Raw genomic sequence first — 14,262 nt, 5'->3', positions numbered from 1 at the left:
AAAGCTATGTGCGGACGCATCTATATCAAGACCAATCTGGAAGGACTGCTGCGCGAGTTCTCTTTCGCACAGCGCCAAGGCGTCGAGGGTCTGGCAAACCAGTTCCCGCGCTATAACGGCGCACCGTCGCTCGATTATCCGATCATCATCCGCGGCGTGATCCGTGAACCCGACCTCTTCGGCCCGGTCTTCATCAGCGCACGCTGGGGTCTCATTCCGTACTGGATCAAGGAGCAAAAGCCCAGCCGGCCGCCTCCGGTCAATGCCCGCTGCGAAGGCATCGCGACCAGCGGCATGTTCAAGGACGCCTACCGCAGCCGGCGCTGCCTGATTCCGATCGATGGCTTCTTCGAATGGAAGGACATTTACGGCACGGGCAAGAACAAGCAGCCCTACGCCATCGCCATGAAATCGGGCGAGCCGTTTGCGTTGGCCGGCATATGGGACACCTGGCGCAACCCGGAGACGGATGAGGATATCCGCACCTTCTGCGTCATCACCTGCCCGCCGAACGAAATGATGGCGACAATCCACGACCGGATGCCAGTAATCCTGCAGCGCGAGGATTACGCGCGCTGGCTTTCGCCGGAGCCAGACCCCTTCGATCTGATGCAACCCTTCCCGGCCGAACCGATGACGATGTGGGCCATTGACAGGAAGGTCGGATCACCCAAGAACGACATGCCCGATACCTCGATCCGATTGAACCCACTCTATGAAGTTTCTCCGTTGCCTACCTGCTGTCGCGATCCTGCTTCTGGCGATCGTTCCCTCTCATCCTGCGCGTGCTGCCGATCCGATTACCGGCCGCGCGACAGGTCTAGTCCACTGGCTCTAATGGACTGCCCGCATGTCTGGCGTTAAGACCCGCGTTCGATGGCGACGTGTAGTGCAGCCAGAAAAGCCTTCCGCTCTCAGTGGCAGATAGACAGCAGATTGGACAACGTGAATCGCGTGCTACTGAGATCACTGAAACGGCACAATTCCCTCCAATCTTACTGAACCCGTTACGGCAATAGTAGGTACTGGGCCTATCGTCGCTAGCACGATTCGCGTTTTTGGAACCGAAGCAATGGCTTTGAGCTTCGCAATTGGGAATTTCGCATGAGCGGCACCGGTAAGACCCTCAAAACTGTAAACCCGACCGGCAACGACCTGATCGACGGCGCGCTGTCGGGTTCGGCGTGGAACAGCACCATCACCCATGCCTTTCCGACGTCAGGCAGCAGCTACAGCTACGGCGGCGAGCAAGGCAGCGGCTTCAACCCCATATCGGCGGCGCAGCAATACGCAGCGCTTTTCGGCATGGAGCAGTCCTACGGTTCCGTCGCCAATGACGGTTTTTCCATCGAGGGCTTCACCAATGCCAACTTCGCTGCCGGCAACGTCGCCAGTGCGACGGTCCGTTTCGCGCAATCGAATGTCCCGGAGACCGCCTATACCTATATGCCGGGTACCTACGGCCGGGCCACGCCTCGATCAGTGTGCCGTCGACCGAGAAGTGGTCGGTCGACAGACCCTGATGGGCCGTCGGAACGGCACAGCGCCGTTTGACACGTTTTCTTGCTCGGCACCATCGGCGGTAGCCTGGATGTATCCGAAGGTCGGTGCTACGTCCCTTCGCGAATGACTGCTGCTCACCTTACGTTTTACGATTCGCCCCCCTAAAGGCGTAAGAGGCGGAAGCTGCCTTGGCTGTTTCGTTTGATAGGATTTCAGCGGAGCTTGCGATGCTCGCCATCATTCAGGGGGCCGGGATATGAATTTCATTGCCGGAGTGCGAAGTGCATACATGAGAGAAGGGTTCAAGGGGGTTGCCGTTCGAGGATATGGAAGGGTGGCCACGGAACTTAGGACGAGGTTGATCTCGGCTCGTCTTGTCAGAATGCGCGTCGGGGACGAGCTAATGCACATTCATGTCGAAACCGAAACTGCAGAACTCGCGCGTTGGCGGCCTGACTGGAAGACAAAACTCATAAGCGACACGCTGGAGTTGCGAGGCGGAGCGTTCATCGACGTTGGCGCCAACGTCGGGCAAACCTTTCTTGACTATCGCGCGGCCACATCCCGTGTAAAATATATTGGCTTTGAACCAATAACCATTTGCGCGAAACAAGTTTGGCGTTTAATTAATGATAACAATTGTGGGAATTGTTTTATTATACCTGTTGCGTTGTCAAATTCAAATTCAATACTAAAGCTGTACAGAGACGCTAATATTGCTACTGATTCAGGAGCAACACTGATTGCTGATTTCCGTCCCAAAAAACAAAATAAGGTTGATTTCATTCCTGCATATAGATTTGATGATCTTTGGAAAGATGCTGGGTTTAGTGACAAAATAGGAGTAATAAAAATTGATGTAGAAGGGGGTGAATTGATGGTGCTGCAGGGGATGCGTGATTCCATAACTATAAATCGCCCATGGATTATATGTGAAGTTCTTGATAGAGATGTAGCTGCCGACCGAGAATTACATACAAATAGAAATAATGATTTGCTGGATTTTCTTGATAATCTCGCGTACGCCGTTCTACGACTCAAAAAGTCACATGACAAACTAGCGGTCTGTGATCTCATTCCAGTTGGAAGCTTTCCAAGCCGCGCCTATTGCGTAGAAAGTCGCGTTGAGTGTGACTATCTATTTATTCCCCGCGAGGATTTGGATGTACGGGCGCTTCTGGTCAGCCGTTAGGACGAGGAATTATAAAGCAGCTACAATGACATAGCGGTGCCCAGTTTCATTTCGTCCGGCGCGCCATTCTTCTCCCACGGATGCAATTACCACTCCGCGATCACGCGATTTCTCGCGTCGCGTAATGCCGCGGAAGCGTCAGTCCCACGCTGTCGGCAACTCGACCGGTTTGCCCGCTAATAGCTCGGATGGCTGAATCGAGCGACCTGCGCATCCTTCGTCAGGTTGCGGAAATTGGTGCCGCTCATATCCACCAGCGTCCTGTGGTCACCGCCTTCGAAATAGATGTCGCTGGCCTTGTCGAGGCTTTCGTCGAGGATGACCGGTATGCTATAGGCCGATCCGATGGGCGGAACCGCGCCGATGTCGCAATCGGAGAAGAGCGTGCTGACCTCTTCCTCCGAGGCAAGGCCAAGACGCCTGTGCATGACGTCCTGCAAGGTGGAGAGCTCGACCCGGTGCGTGGCCGGCACGACGGCCAGAAAACGTCATTTAAAATCCGGGAAATAAAGGTGGCACCCTTCCTTGCCTGAACGGGGACACCAAGGTAGCTTTTGCGGATTAATCGGTCACAATCGTGTCACACCAAGATAGGTCTTGGCACGATGGTGGAGCAGTGTTCAATCGAAGCGTGACAAGGAAATCAGCGTCTTAAATCGAAGCACCCGTAGCTCAGCTGGATAGAGCACCAGACTATGAGGCTGGCAGCCTTCCAATGCCGCGGCGCTGCGGGCGGACCTTGCCAATCTGGCAATGACGGACCGCGGCGTTGATACGGTTCTCGACCGCATGGCGCGCTCGTCCTCGTCAACGATCACGGTGTATAAAAATGTCCGGGTGGCAAAACTCCGGTGGCGGCCTGTAATCTTTGACGTGTCGAGAAAGCCTGCGTCGTAGCGAAGCTTGGAACTTACATTTCAGCCAGCATGCCGGCCTTCTTGACAAAACGTCGAAAATTCTCGCGCACGGCGCTCAGCGGAAACCGTCCGCCGGCAGAGTCACGGCACGCCTTCAGCAGCGTGTCATATGACAGATCTCGTCGTTCTTTCGGCCAACTTTCTAGATAGTCGAGCACCTCGTCGAGGTCTGTGATTTCGTCGATGAAATGCTTACGCTGAATGTAAACAGCGCGGTCAAAACGAACGTTTGCCATTTTTCCCCTCCCGGGACATTTGGGCCTGAACACTTAGGGAGGGTTCTTGACACCGTCATGACAGGTAGACGAATGAGGCATACCCCTCCAATCGCTACCTAGATTGGGCTACGTCGAAATTCAGAAAAATTTGAAATATCCTCGAACGAGGACGGACCGCCCGGAGTACGGAAAGCGCCCAAGGGGCTCTGTCTAAACCCAATTGGATGAGGAACATGCGTTCTGCTGTGACGGATTGGGAACAGTCAGGGACGGGCGGGCCTCCCGGGAACCCGCATCGTGCACCATAAGGGCTACAGCTAGGAGAATTGCACCGTGCAGCGTGTCGCCGTCCTGGCCGCGCACCTGTGCTATATCTCAATGAACCGCTAATTAGAGAGGACGCCCCTGTGTGGCTCAAATTGCACGACAACAATGGACCGATCTTCATCAACATGGACACTGTTACGCACTTCCAGCGGGTAGAGGGGCAGCGGCGCACCACTCTCGTCACCTTCGCGCCAAATAGCGGGGCCTGCGGGATGCTCAAGGTTCAGGAGCCACCTGACGAGATCATGGAAATGCTTTGGGAAGAGTAACCGCTTAGCCTCTAATATTTCACATTCACATCACCATGATGATCAATGGACAAAGCCGGCATCGCCTTCCTAGTGCTTATCTGCATACTCATCGCTCTCGTGTTGAGTATCCTAGCATTAAGCCCAGGCGATGAGGCGCCACCCATTCCACCGGCGGTGGTTCCTCAGCCCGAGCTAGGACACCGACCATCCGATCAGCCTCGCATGCTCCAACCAGAGGTGGAACTTATCTCCTCCCGCACCGTTTATTTCCGCCAACGAGGGAGGAACATATGCCAGACAACAAGAAATCCGTCGGCCGCGATCGTCAGCGCGTCGCATCTGAGCAGCCGCACGAGCTGAGCTATTTCAAGAGAAAGCACAAGCTCACCGATGACCAGGCACGCAAGATCATCAAGGAAGCGGGCAACTCGCGCGAGAAGGCGAATGCGCTGGCTGAGACGCTGAAGGCGACCTGAGCTTGACTGAAGAAAGGCAGCCGCAGGAGTTTAGTATAGCGCCGCTCGAAAGCGGCGGAATCCGGAACCGCCGCCGGCAAGCTGCTCCGTTTTAGTTCGTGGAGCTCCCCTCACCTGCCCGGTCTCACGAGCGACCGTGCAATGTCAATGATGTCGTCACGGGCTGCAGTCGGGTCCTCCTTGTTCCACGCAACCCCTAGCCCGACCCGGAAATCGACACCCCGCACCCTCCTGAGTTCGAAATTACGGTTCGGCAGGTCCTGCGTCCATTCCGGCGCAAAGCCGATGCCGAGACCGGCGGAGACCAGCGAGACGAGCGAGAAGGTGTCGTCGCAGCTATAGGCGATGTTTTTCGTCAGATCGTGCTCCTCGAACTTCTCGGCAAAGTAGCGCTCGGTGTAGGAGAGGTTGGCCCTGGAGAAGGAGATGATCTTCTGGTCTCTGAGATCGTCAATGCCGATCTCGCTTTGAGCGGCAAGCGCGCTTTGCTTTTCCACCGCCAACAGATAGCGCTCCTGCGCGATCGAGAAGAAGCGTAAGGCGCCGATGTTTTCGACCGGCCGGATGAAGCCGAGATTGATCTGGCCCGTCTCGATACTCCGGATGATGTCGTTGGTCGAGCCGCTCGAGATGTGCAACTGGATCTCCGGATATTTCCTCGCGATCCTTGCCAGAAAGGAAGGCAGCACGCCGATGGTCGCCGGGTAGATGGTGCCGATCTTGATCTTCTTGACGTTCTTGCCGGCGACCGAGCGGGTCGCCTCGGTGGAGAGATCGACATCTCTTAGGATCCTGATGCAGCGATCATGAAACACCTCCCCTGCCCTGGTCAGCGCCACCCGTCTCGTCGTCCGGGTGAGGAGCTGGACGCCGAGTTCCTTCTCCAGCGCCTGCACCTGATTGCTCAACGCCGGCTGGGCGATATGCAGCCGTGCCGCCGCCCGACCGAAATGCAGTTCCTCGGCAACCGCAACGAAATAGCTCAGCTGACGCAGTTCCATGATCGTGTGTCCTCATCGGGGTAATGGGACCAGCCAACCCACTTAAGCCAGCAGTTTTTCCCAGCACCTTAGCGCATATTAAGGGACTGACAGTCCGTCGATTGTCAAGCCGCCAATATCGCATGGTGTCTCATGGACATCAGGCAAACCATCGGCTGGAATCTGCGCAGGCTCCGCGTCAGCAGGGGCCTCTCTCAGGAGCGCCTTGCCTTGGAGGCGAACATCGATCGCTCGTATGTCGGCCGAATTGAGCGCGGCATGGAGAACGTCACCGTTTCCGCGCTCGAGGCACTCGCGCGTGTTATGGACGTAAATGTCTCTGAATTGTTCACCGAAGTGGACGACAAAGCCTCACGTCCTGCACCTCTGCGGTCCGGGAGGAAGCCGAGGAAACTGTAGACGCTCAGGGCTCGAATACGCCTCGCGACATTAGCGGCATCGCTGATATCACGCGAGGGCGAGCCTCAGAACCAGTGCAGTCGATGAGTAACGAGCGGGCAAGTCATTATCTAGCCTCATCTGCCGGTAAGCGATATTGTTCGCGAGATCTCAACAGCGTGATCTTTTACGACAATGCTGAGCGAAAGCGCACCGCGAGCGGAAGCCGAGCCTGACCGCTCCAGGTGTCCAACCAGGTAACGTCATTTTCGCCGTCCCGCATCATGTACTCGAAATGAAGACGTTCAGAGGCAGACGCCGCAGATCGCATCCGTTGAGATAAAGGACATCGAAGACGTAAAGGATGATTTCATCCGGTTCATGCGCGGCAGGCCGGCGACCTAGCATGCCGAAGTCGGAGCGGCCCTGGCTGCCGAGCATTACCGCTTCGCCGTTGAGAATGGCGGTCTTCAGTTTGCCTCGGCCGCGAGGGCGGGGAATTTCGTTGTCCAGTCATAGCCCCCACGAGTAAGTATCCGCACGCGCGATCAGGCTCGATGTGCACCGCGATCCGGTAGGCGTCCCATTTCCCCTCAAAGACCCAGTCCAGCCCTTTTGGCGGCCTGTCGACTAGCATCGCCAATCAAGGATCGACACGACTCGCCATGGGTCGGGCAAAGGCGTTCGGGTGGCTTTCTTCGAGGATGCTTTGGCCAAGCGCCAATAACGCACAAGGCCTGGGAATCGACGCGGACTCCCGCTGTCTTTAATCCGCGTGTCGCCCAGCGCTGCCGCCGGCCTTACGCAGCTTGGAAGACCGGCGGCGCGTCCAAGTTGTCACTGCTGGTGCACTACCCAAGAAACCGCCGTGACGAAGGAAGGTTACACCGGAAACTTGTACGTTTAGTACCGTTAAAAATGGCAGCATTTCGGATTCCGAAAATCGCTGGATTGACGCTCAAGAGCATGAGAACATAATAAGAACATCCATCGGCGATGCGGCGCGCCATTTCCGAAATTCAGGGGCAGGAATACCGCTCATGCGGTTCATAGGGGTGCGCCATGCGAACGCTCGAAGACGAGATCAAAATCCTCATCGCCGTCAGATTAGCTGCGTTGAAGCCAAGTGAACGGCGAGCCTTTGCGGGGCGGGATCAGTACGGACGCACGGTCGAAGTGCGGGGCCCGGAGGAACTTGCGGCAAAAATGGCGGAATCCTTTGCCCCATTCGCCATCTGGGATGGCGATCAGGTCCACCGCTTCCTTGCGATGACCACTTTCGTGCCGCGCGCTCTTTCGGCTGTGCCGATGGAACTGCGCATTGAGGCGTGCGACCGCAGCAGGCTGAAGGCGAAGCCGCACGCAGCCGAATTGCCGCGCAGATTTCGTCGGCATTGCTGTGTCGCTACCGCTTTGAGCGACTGAAACATGTCGGCTCGACGGCCCAACCCAACTGGGAGAGGCAGCCTTCGAAGCGCAATTCGGCAGTGGCGGCAAGAAAGCTGTCGGAGGTTGACGCGGATCCGTTACCACATAGCTTTCGCGATGGAGGACCGAACATGAGTGACGAGAATGGCGCGAGGCCGCATCACGAGGCCGCGCCGTATCTTCACTACGGCGAGCACCCCGGATGCAAGAAGTGGGCCTGTTCGGCTTTGCGGTTGGGACGTCCGAGCCGAACTGGTTCTGTTTCGAACACACGCCGGAATGGAAGTCGCGCCATGAGGCACAACTGCGGAATTCATCTTTTTCGGGAGAGGCGCGCGATCCCGCCGAGCAATATTGGCGACGGGAAAAGGCTCCGTGGAGCGTGAGCCCGCGAGAGCCGTTCCCAATGTCAGCAATCTCCAACTGCCAGTCAATCGGTGAGGACTCAGTCGGCGTCAAACAAACAAACGTCTACGAGTTCGACCGCAGGTTCGCCTATGGCATCGCGCGGGCGAGAATGTGGGTTGCGAAAGATATTGGGTTGCCCGTCAAGGCATATGTCTAGTCCACTGGGTCTAATGGACTGTCCGCATGTCTGGCGTTAAGACCCGCGTTCGATGGCGACGTGTAGTGCAGCCAGAAAAGCCTTCCGCTGCAGATAGACAGCAGATTGGACAACGTGAATCGCGCGCTGCTGAGATCACTGAAACGGCACAATTCCCTCCAATCTTACTGAACCGTTACGGCAATAGTAGGTACTGGGCCCTATCGTCGCTAGCACGATTCGCGTTTTTGGAACCGAAGCAATGGCCTTGAGCTTCGCAATTGGGAATTTCGCATGAGCGGCACCGGTAAGACCCTCAAAACTGTAAACCCGACCGGCAACGACCTGATCGACGGCGTGCTGTCGGGTTTGACCTGGAACAGCACCGTCACCTATGCTTTTCCGACATCGGGCAGCAGCTACAGCTACGGCGGCGAGAAAGACAGCGGTTTCGCCGCGATATCGCAAGCGCAGACAAACGCCGCGCTTTTCGGCGTGGAGCAGTCCTACGGTTCCGCCGCCAATGACGGTTTTTCCGTCGAGGGCTTCACCAATGCCAACTTCACTTCAGGAAGCGCTGCCACCGCGACCATCCGCTTTGCGCAATCGACTGTTCCGAAGACAGCCTACGCCTATATGCCCGGCGCCTATGACCAGGCCGGCGATATCTGGTTCGGCACCGCCTATGCCGGCACCGTCGCAGACTACCGCAAGCCGGCCGCGGGCAACTACGCCTGGCATGCGCTGCTGCACGAGCTCGGCCATGCGCTCGGGCTGAAGCACGGCCATGAGGTAGAGGGCGCCTTCAACGCACTGCCAGCCCAATACGACTCGATCGAATATTCGATCATGACCTATAGGGGCTATGTCGGCGCCAACGGCTATTACTACGAACAATACGGCGCGCCGCAGTCCTTCATGATGGCCGACATCGCCGCGCTCCAGGAAATGTACGGCGCCGACTTCACGACCAACAGCGGCAACTCGGTCTACAAATGGACGCCCAGCAGCGGCGCCACGCTCGTCAATGGCGCGGCCGCCATCTCTCCGGGCGGCAACCGGATCTTCGCCACGATATGGGACGGCGGCGGCAACGATACCTTCGATCTGACGGCTTACACGACCGGACTCAAGATCGATCTCAGGCCGGGTATGGCCTCGACCTTGAGCGTCGACCAGCTCGCCTGGCTCGGCGGCGGCGCCAACAACGGCTTTGCCGCCGGCAACATCTTCAACGCGCTGCTCTATCACGGCGACACGCGCTCGCTGATCGAGAACGTCAATGGAGGCTCGGCCGCAGACACGATCACCGGCAACCAGGCGGCCAACACGCTTTGGGGCAACGACGGCAGCGACGTGCTGAACGGCGATTCCGGCAATGATGCACTGTACGGCGGGCTCGGCAGGGACAAGGTCCGCGGCGGCGACGGAAATGATCGGATACTGGGAGGTGGCGGAGCAGACCACTTGAGCGGCGGAACGGGGGCCGACACGTTTGTGTTCAAGAGGCTGTCCGAGAGCACCGTCGCCTCGACCGGCCGTGACACGATCTACGACTTCCTGCCCTCGCAGTCCGACAAGATCAGTCTCTCCGCGATCGACGCCCAGCTAGGTCGGAGCAATCAGGCCTTTCTCTTCGTCGAAACAGCCGCCTTTAGCGGCAGCAAGGGAGAATTGCGCTATGACCAAGACACTTCCGGAACTTACATCTACGGCGATGTGAACGGCGACAAGAACGCGGATTTCGCCATTTATCTTGACGACGCGATCACGCTGGAAAAGGACCACTTCGTGCTGTAGACGGCTAACCGGCACGCTGGAATACGTCGTGCCGGACCCGCTGTCCGAGGACAAAACTACCCTATTCTCGTCGTGCGCTTCTGCACCTGATTCTCGATGAGGCGATCAACGCGCAGCGTCATACTGTCGACAGCGTCTTTCACGCCACCGATCGCCGCCAAAATCTGCTCGGTGGTTTCGCGAAGCCCCTGCTTAGAGACGTAAACCTTTGCGGTATGAAGTTTATTGGCGGCGAGATCCGTAGACGCCTTTTCGGCTTTATCCTCGGCTGCCTTTATTCGACTCTCTGTGGACTTCTCGCCTTCCTTGACTCGCAGAATGGTGGAGGAAGAAAATGCTATCTCGTTGATGTCCGCGACACGCCTGAGTTTCAGGCCAGCGGCAAAGTGTCCGGAGCTCTACATGTGCCGCGAGGCATGCTGGAGTTCCGAGCGGACGCAGAGACGCCGTACCACGACGAAGCATTTTCGAAAGACCGTCCTATCATCCTCTATTGCGCATCCGATGGCCGTTCCGCGTTGAGCGGAAAGACGCTGAAAGATCTTGGTTATGAGCGGGTCTATAACCCAGGCGCTCTCAAGGACTGGAGCGAGTCAGGGGCGAAGCCCAATCCATCTGATATATGATGGCGTTGGCTCACGCAGCAACTCTTCAATAACGAAGACGCACGGCGTGATGCCATAGTATTTGTTCGGGTCGCCGTTGATATAGCGCAATCGGTGCCATTCGCCGTGACGACGTCGCCGACCGTCGGCTCAATCGCTAGTTCTACCGACGAGATGTAGATCTGCATGTCGCCGGTTTTGATCGTGGTGCCGTCGACGTAGCCGCCTCGTAGGCCATCGGGACGAGAGTTGCCGGACCGGATAGGAGTCGCTACGGGCTCTCCGCCGTAGACCGGATCGGCGGCGTCTCCCGCTTCACTGCTCCGGTCTGACCGTACTTGCCTATGAGGCGCTGCGCTGCCGCCTGAAGGCGGGCATAGATCGGGTTCGCCATCAGACCACTATCGCACCCGCCAGCACGGAACGAGAAACGGCCAGAGCAGCCCCTCGATCGTGGTTACGACCGCCATTGCGAGCGCAACAAGATCATCGGTAGCCGTTGAAGTAGAGGTTGAATGCTCGACCTAAAGCTGTCCGATCTTCACGCGCTTCACCGTTGACGTGCCGGTCACCACTGGCGAAAGCCGCCGGGGTTCGTCCGCTCAAGGAAAGCAGCCTCGTATGAGGCGTGAATGATGACGACCGGGGTCCCATCAGAAGGAATCGCTTCGCCATAATAGGTCGTGGCACCGGTGCGCGGCCATGCACGCTCCTGTGCGAAGCCGCCGGTGCGCTTGCCGCTGAACCGCGGCTCATATCGATCGTTCACCAGAGAGCCGCGTTGAGTCGCGGCGGCAAACTGAGGATCGGTCGTGGCCTCGGGGATGGCATAGCCGGCCGCCGTCGCATGATCCCGGAAGCCCTGATCTGTGTCGTAACCGGCCATGTCTATCTCCGATGCACGTGAAAGCCGCCGGGCTGATTGCAGGGCTTGGTTCCTGATCCTCGGGACGATAGATCTTGACGACAGACATCTCCGGCTTTCCCACCTCGTGCCCAGCGTAAAGCTCTGCCGGTGCGCCCGGTGCGCACGTTCGCGACAAGGTAGCCGTAGACATTCCGCCAGCGGCCGTTTCGCCGGGGTTGGGGAGCATCGTCTTGCGGAATGGTTCCGTCTTTGGTCGTTCATGGCCTAAGCTGGATAGCGAGGATAACGTTAGACAAGATGGTCGGGCTTTGCTTGATCGCAAAGGACCGGCGTAGCGCGGGAACGTCGTCGATTTACGTCAGGACGGAGGAAGTCCGGGCGAGGCATCATAAGGGAGGCAGCGTGGGCAAATCGGAGAAAGAGAAGCAAAACGGCGCTCCTCTCACCCATGGTGCCGGTGATCTGCGGTCAGTCACAGTCGACGACTACAATACGGAACTGCGCGACGGCGACAGTTTCTTAGGCGACAAGGCAAACAAGTTCGCCTTTCAAGAAAAGCTCGATGCCTGGCGCAAGCGCGTACGCAAGGGCGGCAGCGATCCGCTCGGGAAGACACCAACCAATAATTTGTCGAAAAAGCAGATCGATGCCCTTCTACGCAGTGAGGACAAGGAGGCAGCCGCCCTGATTATAGGGGCGGTTGACGATTTCGCGGGCGAACTAGCCAATGTTCTCGGCCGTTTTTTGCGCCAGAAAAGCTGGAAGAATACTGAACGTGTCGTGGTTGGCGGCGGCTTTAGAGCGAGCGCTATCGGCGAACTCGCAATTGCCCGTGCGATGGTGCTGCTAAAAGCCGAGGGTTTCAAGATAGAACTCAACCCTATCGTCCACCATCCACATGATGCCGGACTTATCGGAGCCGTCCATCTTGTGCCATCTTGGATGCTGAAGGGTCACAAGGCGATTCTCGCCGTTGATATCGGCGGCACGAATGTTCGCGTCGGAATAGTCGAGCTGCATTTGAAGGAGGACCCGGACCTCTCAAAGGCCAAGGTCTGGAAGTCGGATATCTGGCGACATGCGGACGACGAACCTAATCGCAGCCACGATCGAACGTCTCGTCGCGATGATCGAAAAGCTTATTGCCAAAGCGGACAAGGCAGATCTCACGCCGGCACCCGTCATCGGCGTGGCCTGTCCCGGTATCATCAACGCGGATGGGTCGATTGCGCGTGGCGGGCAAAACCTGCCGGGCAGCAATTGGGAGAGCGAACACTTCAATCTGCCCGTCGCCCTCACGAGCGCCATTCCACAAATCGGTGAAGACGAAACCTTGGTGATCATGCACAACGACGCCGTCGTTCAAGGACTGTCGCAAATCCCCTTCATGCAGGACGTATCAGGCTGGGGAGTCCTGACGATCGGCACGGGGCTCGGCAACGCTCACTTCAGCAACAAATGCTAGAGATCAGCAACCGCCGCTTTGGCAGCCGCAACAAGCCTGAGCCGCTGATTATCGGCTGTGGCAGTGATTTAAGAAGGGGGCCCTGGTGCGGCTGCTAACGCAACACCTGTCATTGAGTTATTGAGATCGGCTGCTCGTGGCCTCACTTTGTCGATCGAGCGTAGACTGGTAATTTCGGTGGCAGGGCACCGCCCATCCCCTCATTTTCAGGCGGTCAGAAACTGCCGTTTCCGCAGTGGGCGGCGGACCTCACCTGCAACGCGCGACGGAGGCGGAAGTCTCTGTCCTGGGCAAAAAAACCCCGCCGAAGCGGGGCCTAATCTTTGCTGAAGAGTGATCGACTCAGAGTACGAAGTAGCCCTTGTCGAGCGTCATCATTGTGTCGAGAAAGATCGACATGTCGGCCACCGCGTCGCCATTGATGTCGGCATAGATCTCGGTGCCGGACGCCGTTTTCTCGTAACGAAGCTGACCTGGTCGGCCGGTAAATTCGGACTCACCGAGGAAGGTGAAGGTGTTGTTGGTTCTCGTGAGAGCGTTCGCATCCATGGCGGACAGATCGATCCTGTCCTCGCTCGTAAACCCATAGATGTTGTCACGTTCCGAGCTATTGGCACGAGATTCCTTGACCGAGTAGAACATGAAGGTATCGGCTCCAGATCCACCTGTCAGGAAGTCCTGGTCGCGCCCGCCGTGCAGGACGTCGTTGCCGCGTCCGCCAATAAGCGTGTCCCTGCCGTAGTTCCCACTCAGCTTATCGTTGCCGGCCTGGCCGTTAAATGTATCGGAGCCAGAGCCGCCGCTGAAAGTATCATGGCCGGTAAGAGCCCTTGCGATCAGTGCCGCATCATCGTCTATGCCACCCGTGTCGGCCACCGCAACGAACGAGGCTGCGGCAATCGATATTCCCTTGATGCTGATCTCGACATTTCCATTGTATATGAGCGAATAGCTTGTCACCGTGCCGGCAATCGGAACTCCATCGCTGTTGTAGCGAAAGCCGCTGCCCCGGAATTCCTCGGCCTCCCCCGTGTCGTAGGTCGCGCGAAAAACCGTCGAATTCCGGTAATACGACTCTGCATAGTAGATGGAGCTAAAATCAGGAAGATTGGAGTTGAAGTTATAGATCGAGTTGATTGTGATTGTCGCGCCCATAATACCCTCTCTTGTGGACACTCCACCGATAACTCATTCTAAGGTTGCAGGCAATCGCTATCCCTCGAACGCCGGCACTGCTACCGACGGAAACGATCTGCTAATCGCTCTTGGCAAAGCCGATAGCATAAACA

The 14,262-nt window shown here is 57.3% G+C and carries 11 protein-coding genes and 7 pseudogenes; 11 read left to right on the top strand and 7 right to left on the bottom strand.

The window, feature by feature from the left end:
* Positions 1-6 precede the first annotated feature (6 nt).
* From PYH37_RS02230 to PYH37_RS02220, 3 genes and pseudogenes are all read left to right on the top strand, one after another.
* Positions 7-719 (top strand): annotated as a pseudogene (locus PYH37_RS02230) (SOS response-associated peptidase).
* Positions 720-1,104: 385 nt separating this feature from the next.
* Positions 1,105-1,554, top strand: coding sequence for a hypothetical protein (locus tag PYH37_RS02225; RefSeq protein ID WP_342394631.1), 450 nt, complete (start codon positions 1,105-1,107; stop codon positions 1,552-1,554).
* 352 nt (positions 1,555-1,906) lie between these two features.
* On the top strand, positions 1,907-2,695 hold the full coding sequence (locus PYH37_RS02220) for an FkbM family methyltransferase (protein WP_280731835.1): 789 nt from the start codon (positions 1,907-1,909) through the stop codon (positions 2,693-2,695).
* 176 nt (positions 2,696-2,871) lie between these two features.
* On the opposite strand, the pseudogene PYH37_RS02215 reads toward PYH37_RS02220, so the two are convergent.
* Together PYH37_RS02215 and PYH37_RS02210 are read right to left on the bottom strand one after the other, a co-directional pair.
* A pseudogene (locus PYH37_RS02215) lies at positions 2,872-3,177 on the bottom strand (aminoacyl-tRNA deacylase); the annotation flags it as partial.
* A 428-nt stretch (positions 3,178-3,605) separates the two neighbouring features.
* Positions 3,606-3,848, bottom strand: a complete 243-nt coding sequence (locus PYH37_RS02210; protein ID WP_280731834.1) for a DUF982 domain-containing protein — start codon at positions 3,846-3,848, stop codon at positions 3,606-3,608.
* A gap of 389 nt (positions 3,849-4,237) precedes the next feature.
* Between PYH37_RS02210 and PYH37_RS02205 the strand changes: the two genes are divergently transcribed.
* Both PYH37_RS02205 and PYH37_RS02200 read left to right on the top strand, forming a co-directional pair.
* Positions 4,238-4,426 carry a hypothetical protein gene (locus PYH37_RS02205; protein ID WP_280731833.1) on the top strand — a complete coding sequence of 63 codons (189 nt, stop codon included), beginning with the start codon at positions 4,238-4,240 and terminating at the stop codon, positions 4,424-4,426.
* 272 nt (positions 4,427-4,698) lie between these two features.
* Complete coding sequence (locus tag PYH37_RS02200) at positions 4,699-4,884, top strand: DUF3606 domain-containing protein (protein ID WP_280731832.1); 186 nt, start codon at positions 4,699-4,701, stop codon at positions 4,882-4,884.
* Positions 4,885-4,994: 110 nt separating this feature from the next.
* On the opposite strand, the gene PYH37_RS02195 is transcribed toward PYH37_RS02200, so the two are convergent.
* The gene (locus PYH37_RS02195) at positions 4,995-5,885 is read right to left on the bottom strand and encodes a LysR family transcriptional regulator (protein WP_280731831.1); all 891 of its coding nucleotides are present in this window, start codon (positions 5,883-5,885) and stop codon (positions 4,995-4,997) included.
* A gap of 132 nt (positions 5,886-6,017) precedes the next feature.
* Here PYH37_RS02195 and PYH37_RS02190 point away from each other — a divergent pair, with 132 nt between their 5' ends.
* Complete coding sequence (locus PYH37_RS02190) at positions 6,018-6,284, top strand: helix-turn-helix domain-containing protein (RefSeq protein ID WP_280731830.1); 267 nt, start codon at positions 6,018-6,020, stop codon at positions 6,282-6,284.
* A 285-nt stretch (positions 6,285-6,569) separates the two neighbouring features.
* Here PYH37_RS02190 and PYH37_RS02185 read toward each other — a convergent pair.
* A pseudogene (locus tag PYH37_RS02185) lies at positions 6,570-6,980 on the bottom strand (ATP-dependent DNA ligase); the annotation flags it as partial.
* A 345-nt stretch (positions 6,981-7,325) separates the two neighbouring features.
* On the opposite strand from PYH37_RS02185, the gene PYH37_RS02180 reads away from it, so the two are divergent.
* The 4 genes and pseudogenes from PYH37_RS02180 (at position 7,326) to PYH37_RS02165 (ending at position 10,661) form a co-directional block, all read left to right on the top strand.
* Positions 7,326-7,688 carry a hypothetical protein gene (locus PYH37_RS02180; RefSeq protein WP_280731829.1) on the top strand — a complete coding sequence of 121 codons (363 nt, stop codon included), beginning with the start codon at positions 7,326-7,328 and terminating at the stop codon, positions 7,686-7,688.
* Between the two features lie 134 nt (positions 7,689-7,822).
* Positions 7,823-8,004: pseudogene (locus PYH37_RS02175) on the top strand (hypothetical protein); the annotation flags it as partial.
* 525 nt (positions 8,005-8,529) lie between these two features.
* The gene (locus tag PYH37_RS02170) at positions 8,530-10,035 is read left to right on the top strand and encodes a M10 family metallopeptidase (protein WP_280731827.1); all 1,506 of its coding nucleotides are present in this window, start codon (positions 8,530-8,532) and stop codon (positions 10,033-10,035) included.
* 215 nt (positions 10,036-10,250) lie between these two features.
* Positions 10,251-10,661 carry a rhodanese-like domain-containing protein gene (locus tag PYH37_RS02165; RefSeq protein WP_280731826.1) on the top strand — a complete coding sequence of 137 codons (411 nt, stop codon included), beginning with the start codon at positions 10,251-10,253 and terminating at the stop codon, positions 10,659-10,661.
* Here PYH37_RS02165 and PYH37_RS02160 read toward each other — a convergent pair.
* Together PYH37_RS02160 and PYH37_RS32155 are read right to left on the bottom strand one after the other, a co-directional pair.
* Positions 10,629-11,034 (bottom strand): annotated as a pseudogene (locus PYH37_RS02160) (hypothetical protein). The gene PYH37_RS02165 and the pseudogene PYH37_RS02160 sit on opposite strands and share 33 nt — an antisense overlap.
* Positions 11,034-11,526, bottom strand: a pseudogene (locus PYH37_RS32155) (DnaT-like ssDNA-binding protein). The pseudogenes PYH37_RS02160 and PYH37_RS32155 overlap by 1 nt, the downstream one beginning before the upstream one ends.
* A 384-nt stretch (positions 11,527-11,910) precedes the next feature.
* On the opposite strand from PYH37_RS32155, the pseudogene PYH37_RS02150 reads away from it, so the two are divergent.
* Positions 11,911-12,973: pseudogene (locus PYH37_RS02150) on the top strand (ROK family protein).
* Between the two features lie 342 nt (positions 12,974-13,315).
* On the opposite strand, the gene PYH37_RS02145 reads toward PYH37_RS02150, so the two are convergent.
* A complete protein-coding gene (locus tag PYH37_RS02145) occupies positions 13,316-14,128 on the bottom strand; it encodes a M10 family metallopeptidase C-terminal domain-containing protein (RefSeq protein ID WP_280731824.1) in 813 nt (270 codons plus the stop codon).
* Between the last annotated feature and the right edge of the window lie 134 nt (positions 14,129-14,262).

It is taken from the genome of Sinorhizobium numidicum, assembly GCF_029892045.1.
Classification (GTDB): domain Bacteria; phylum Pseudomonadota; class Alphaproteobacteria; order Rhizobiales; family Rhizobiaceae; genus Sinorhizobium; species Sinorhizobium numidicum.
This window is presented reverse-complemented; position numbering and strand designations above follow the sequence as displayed.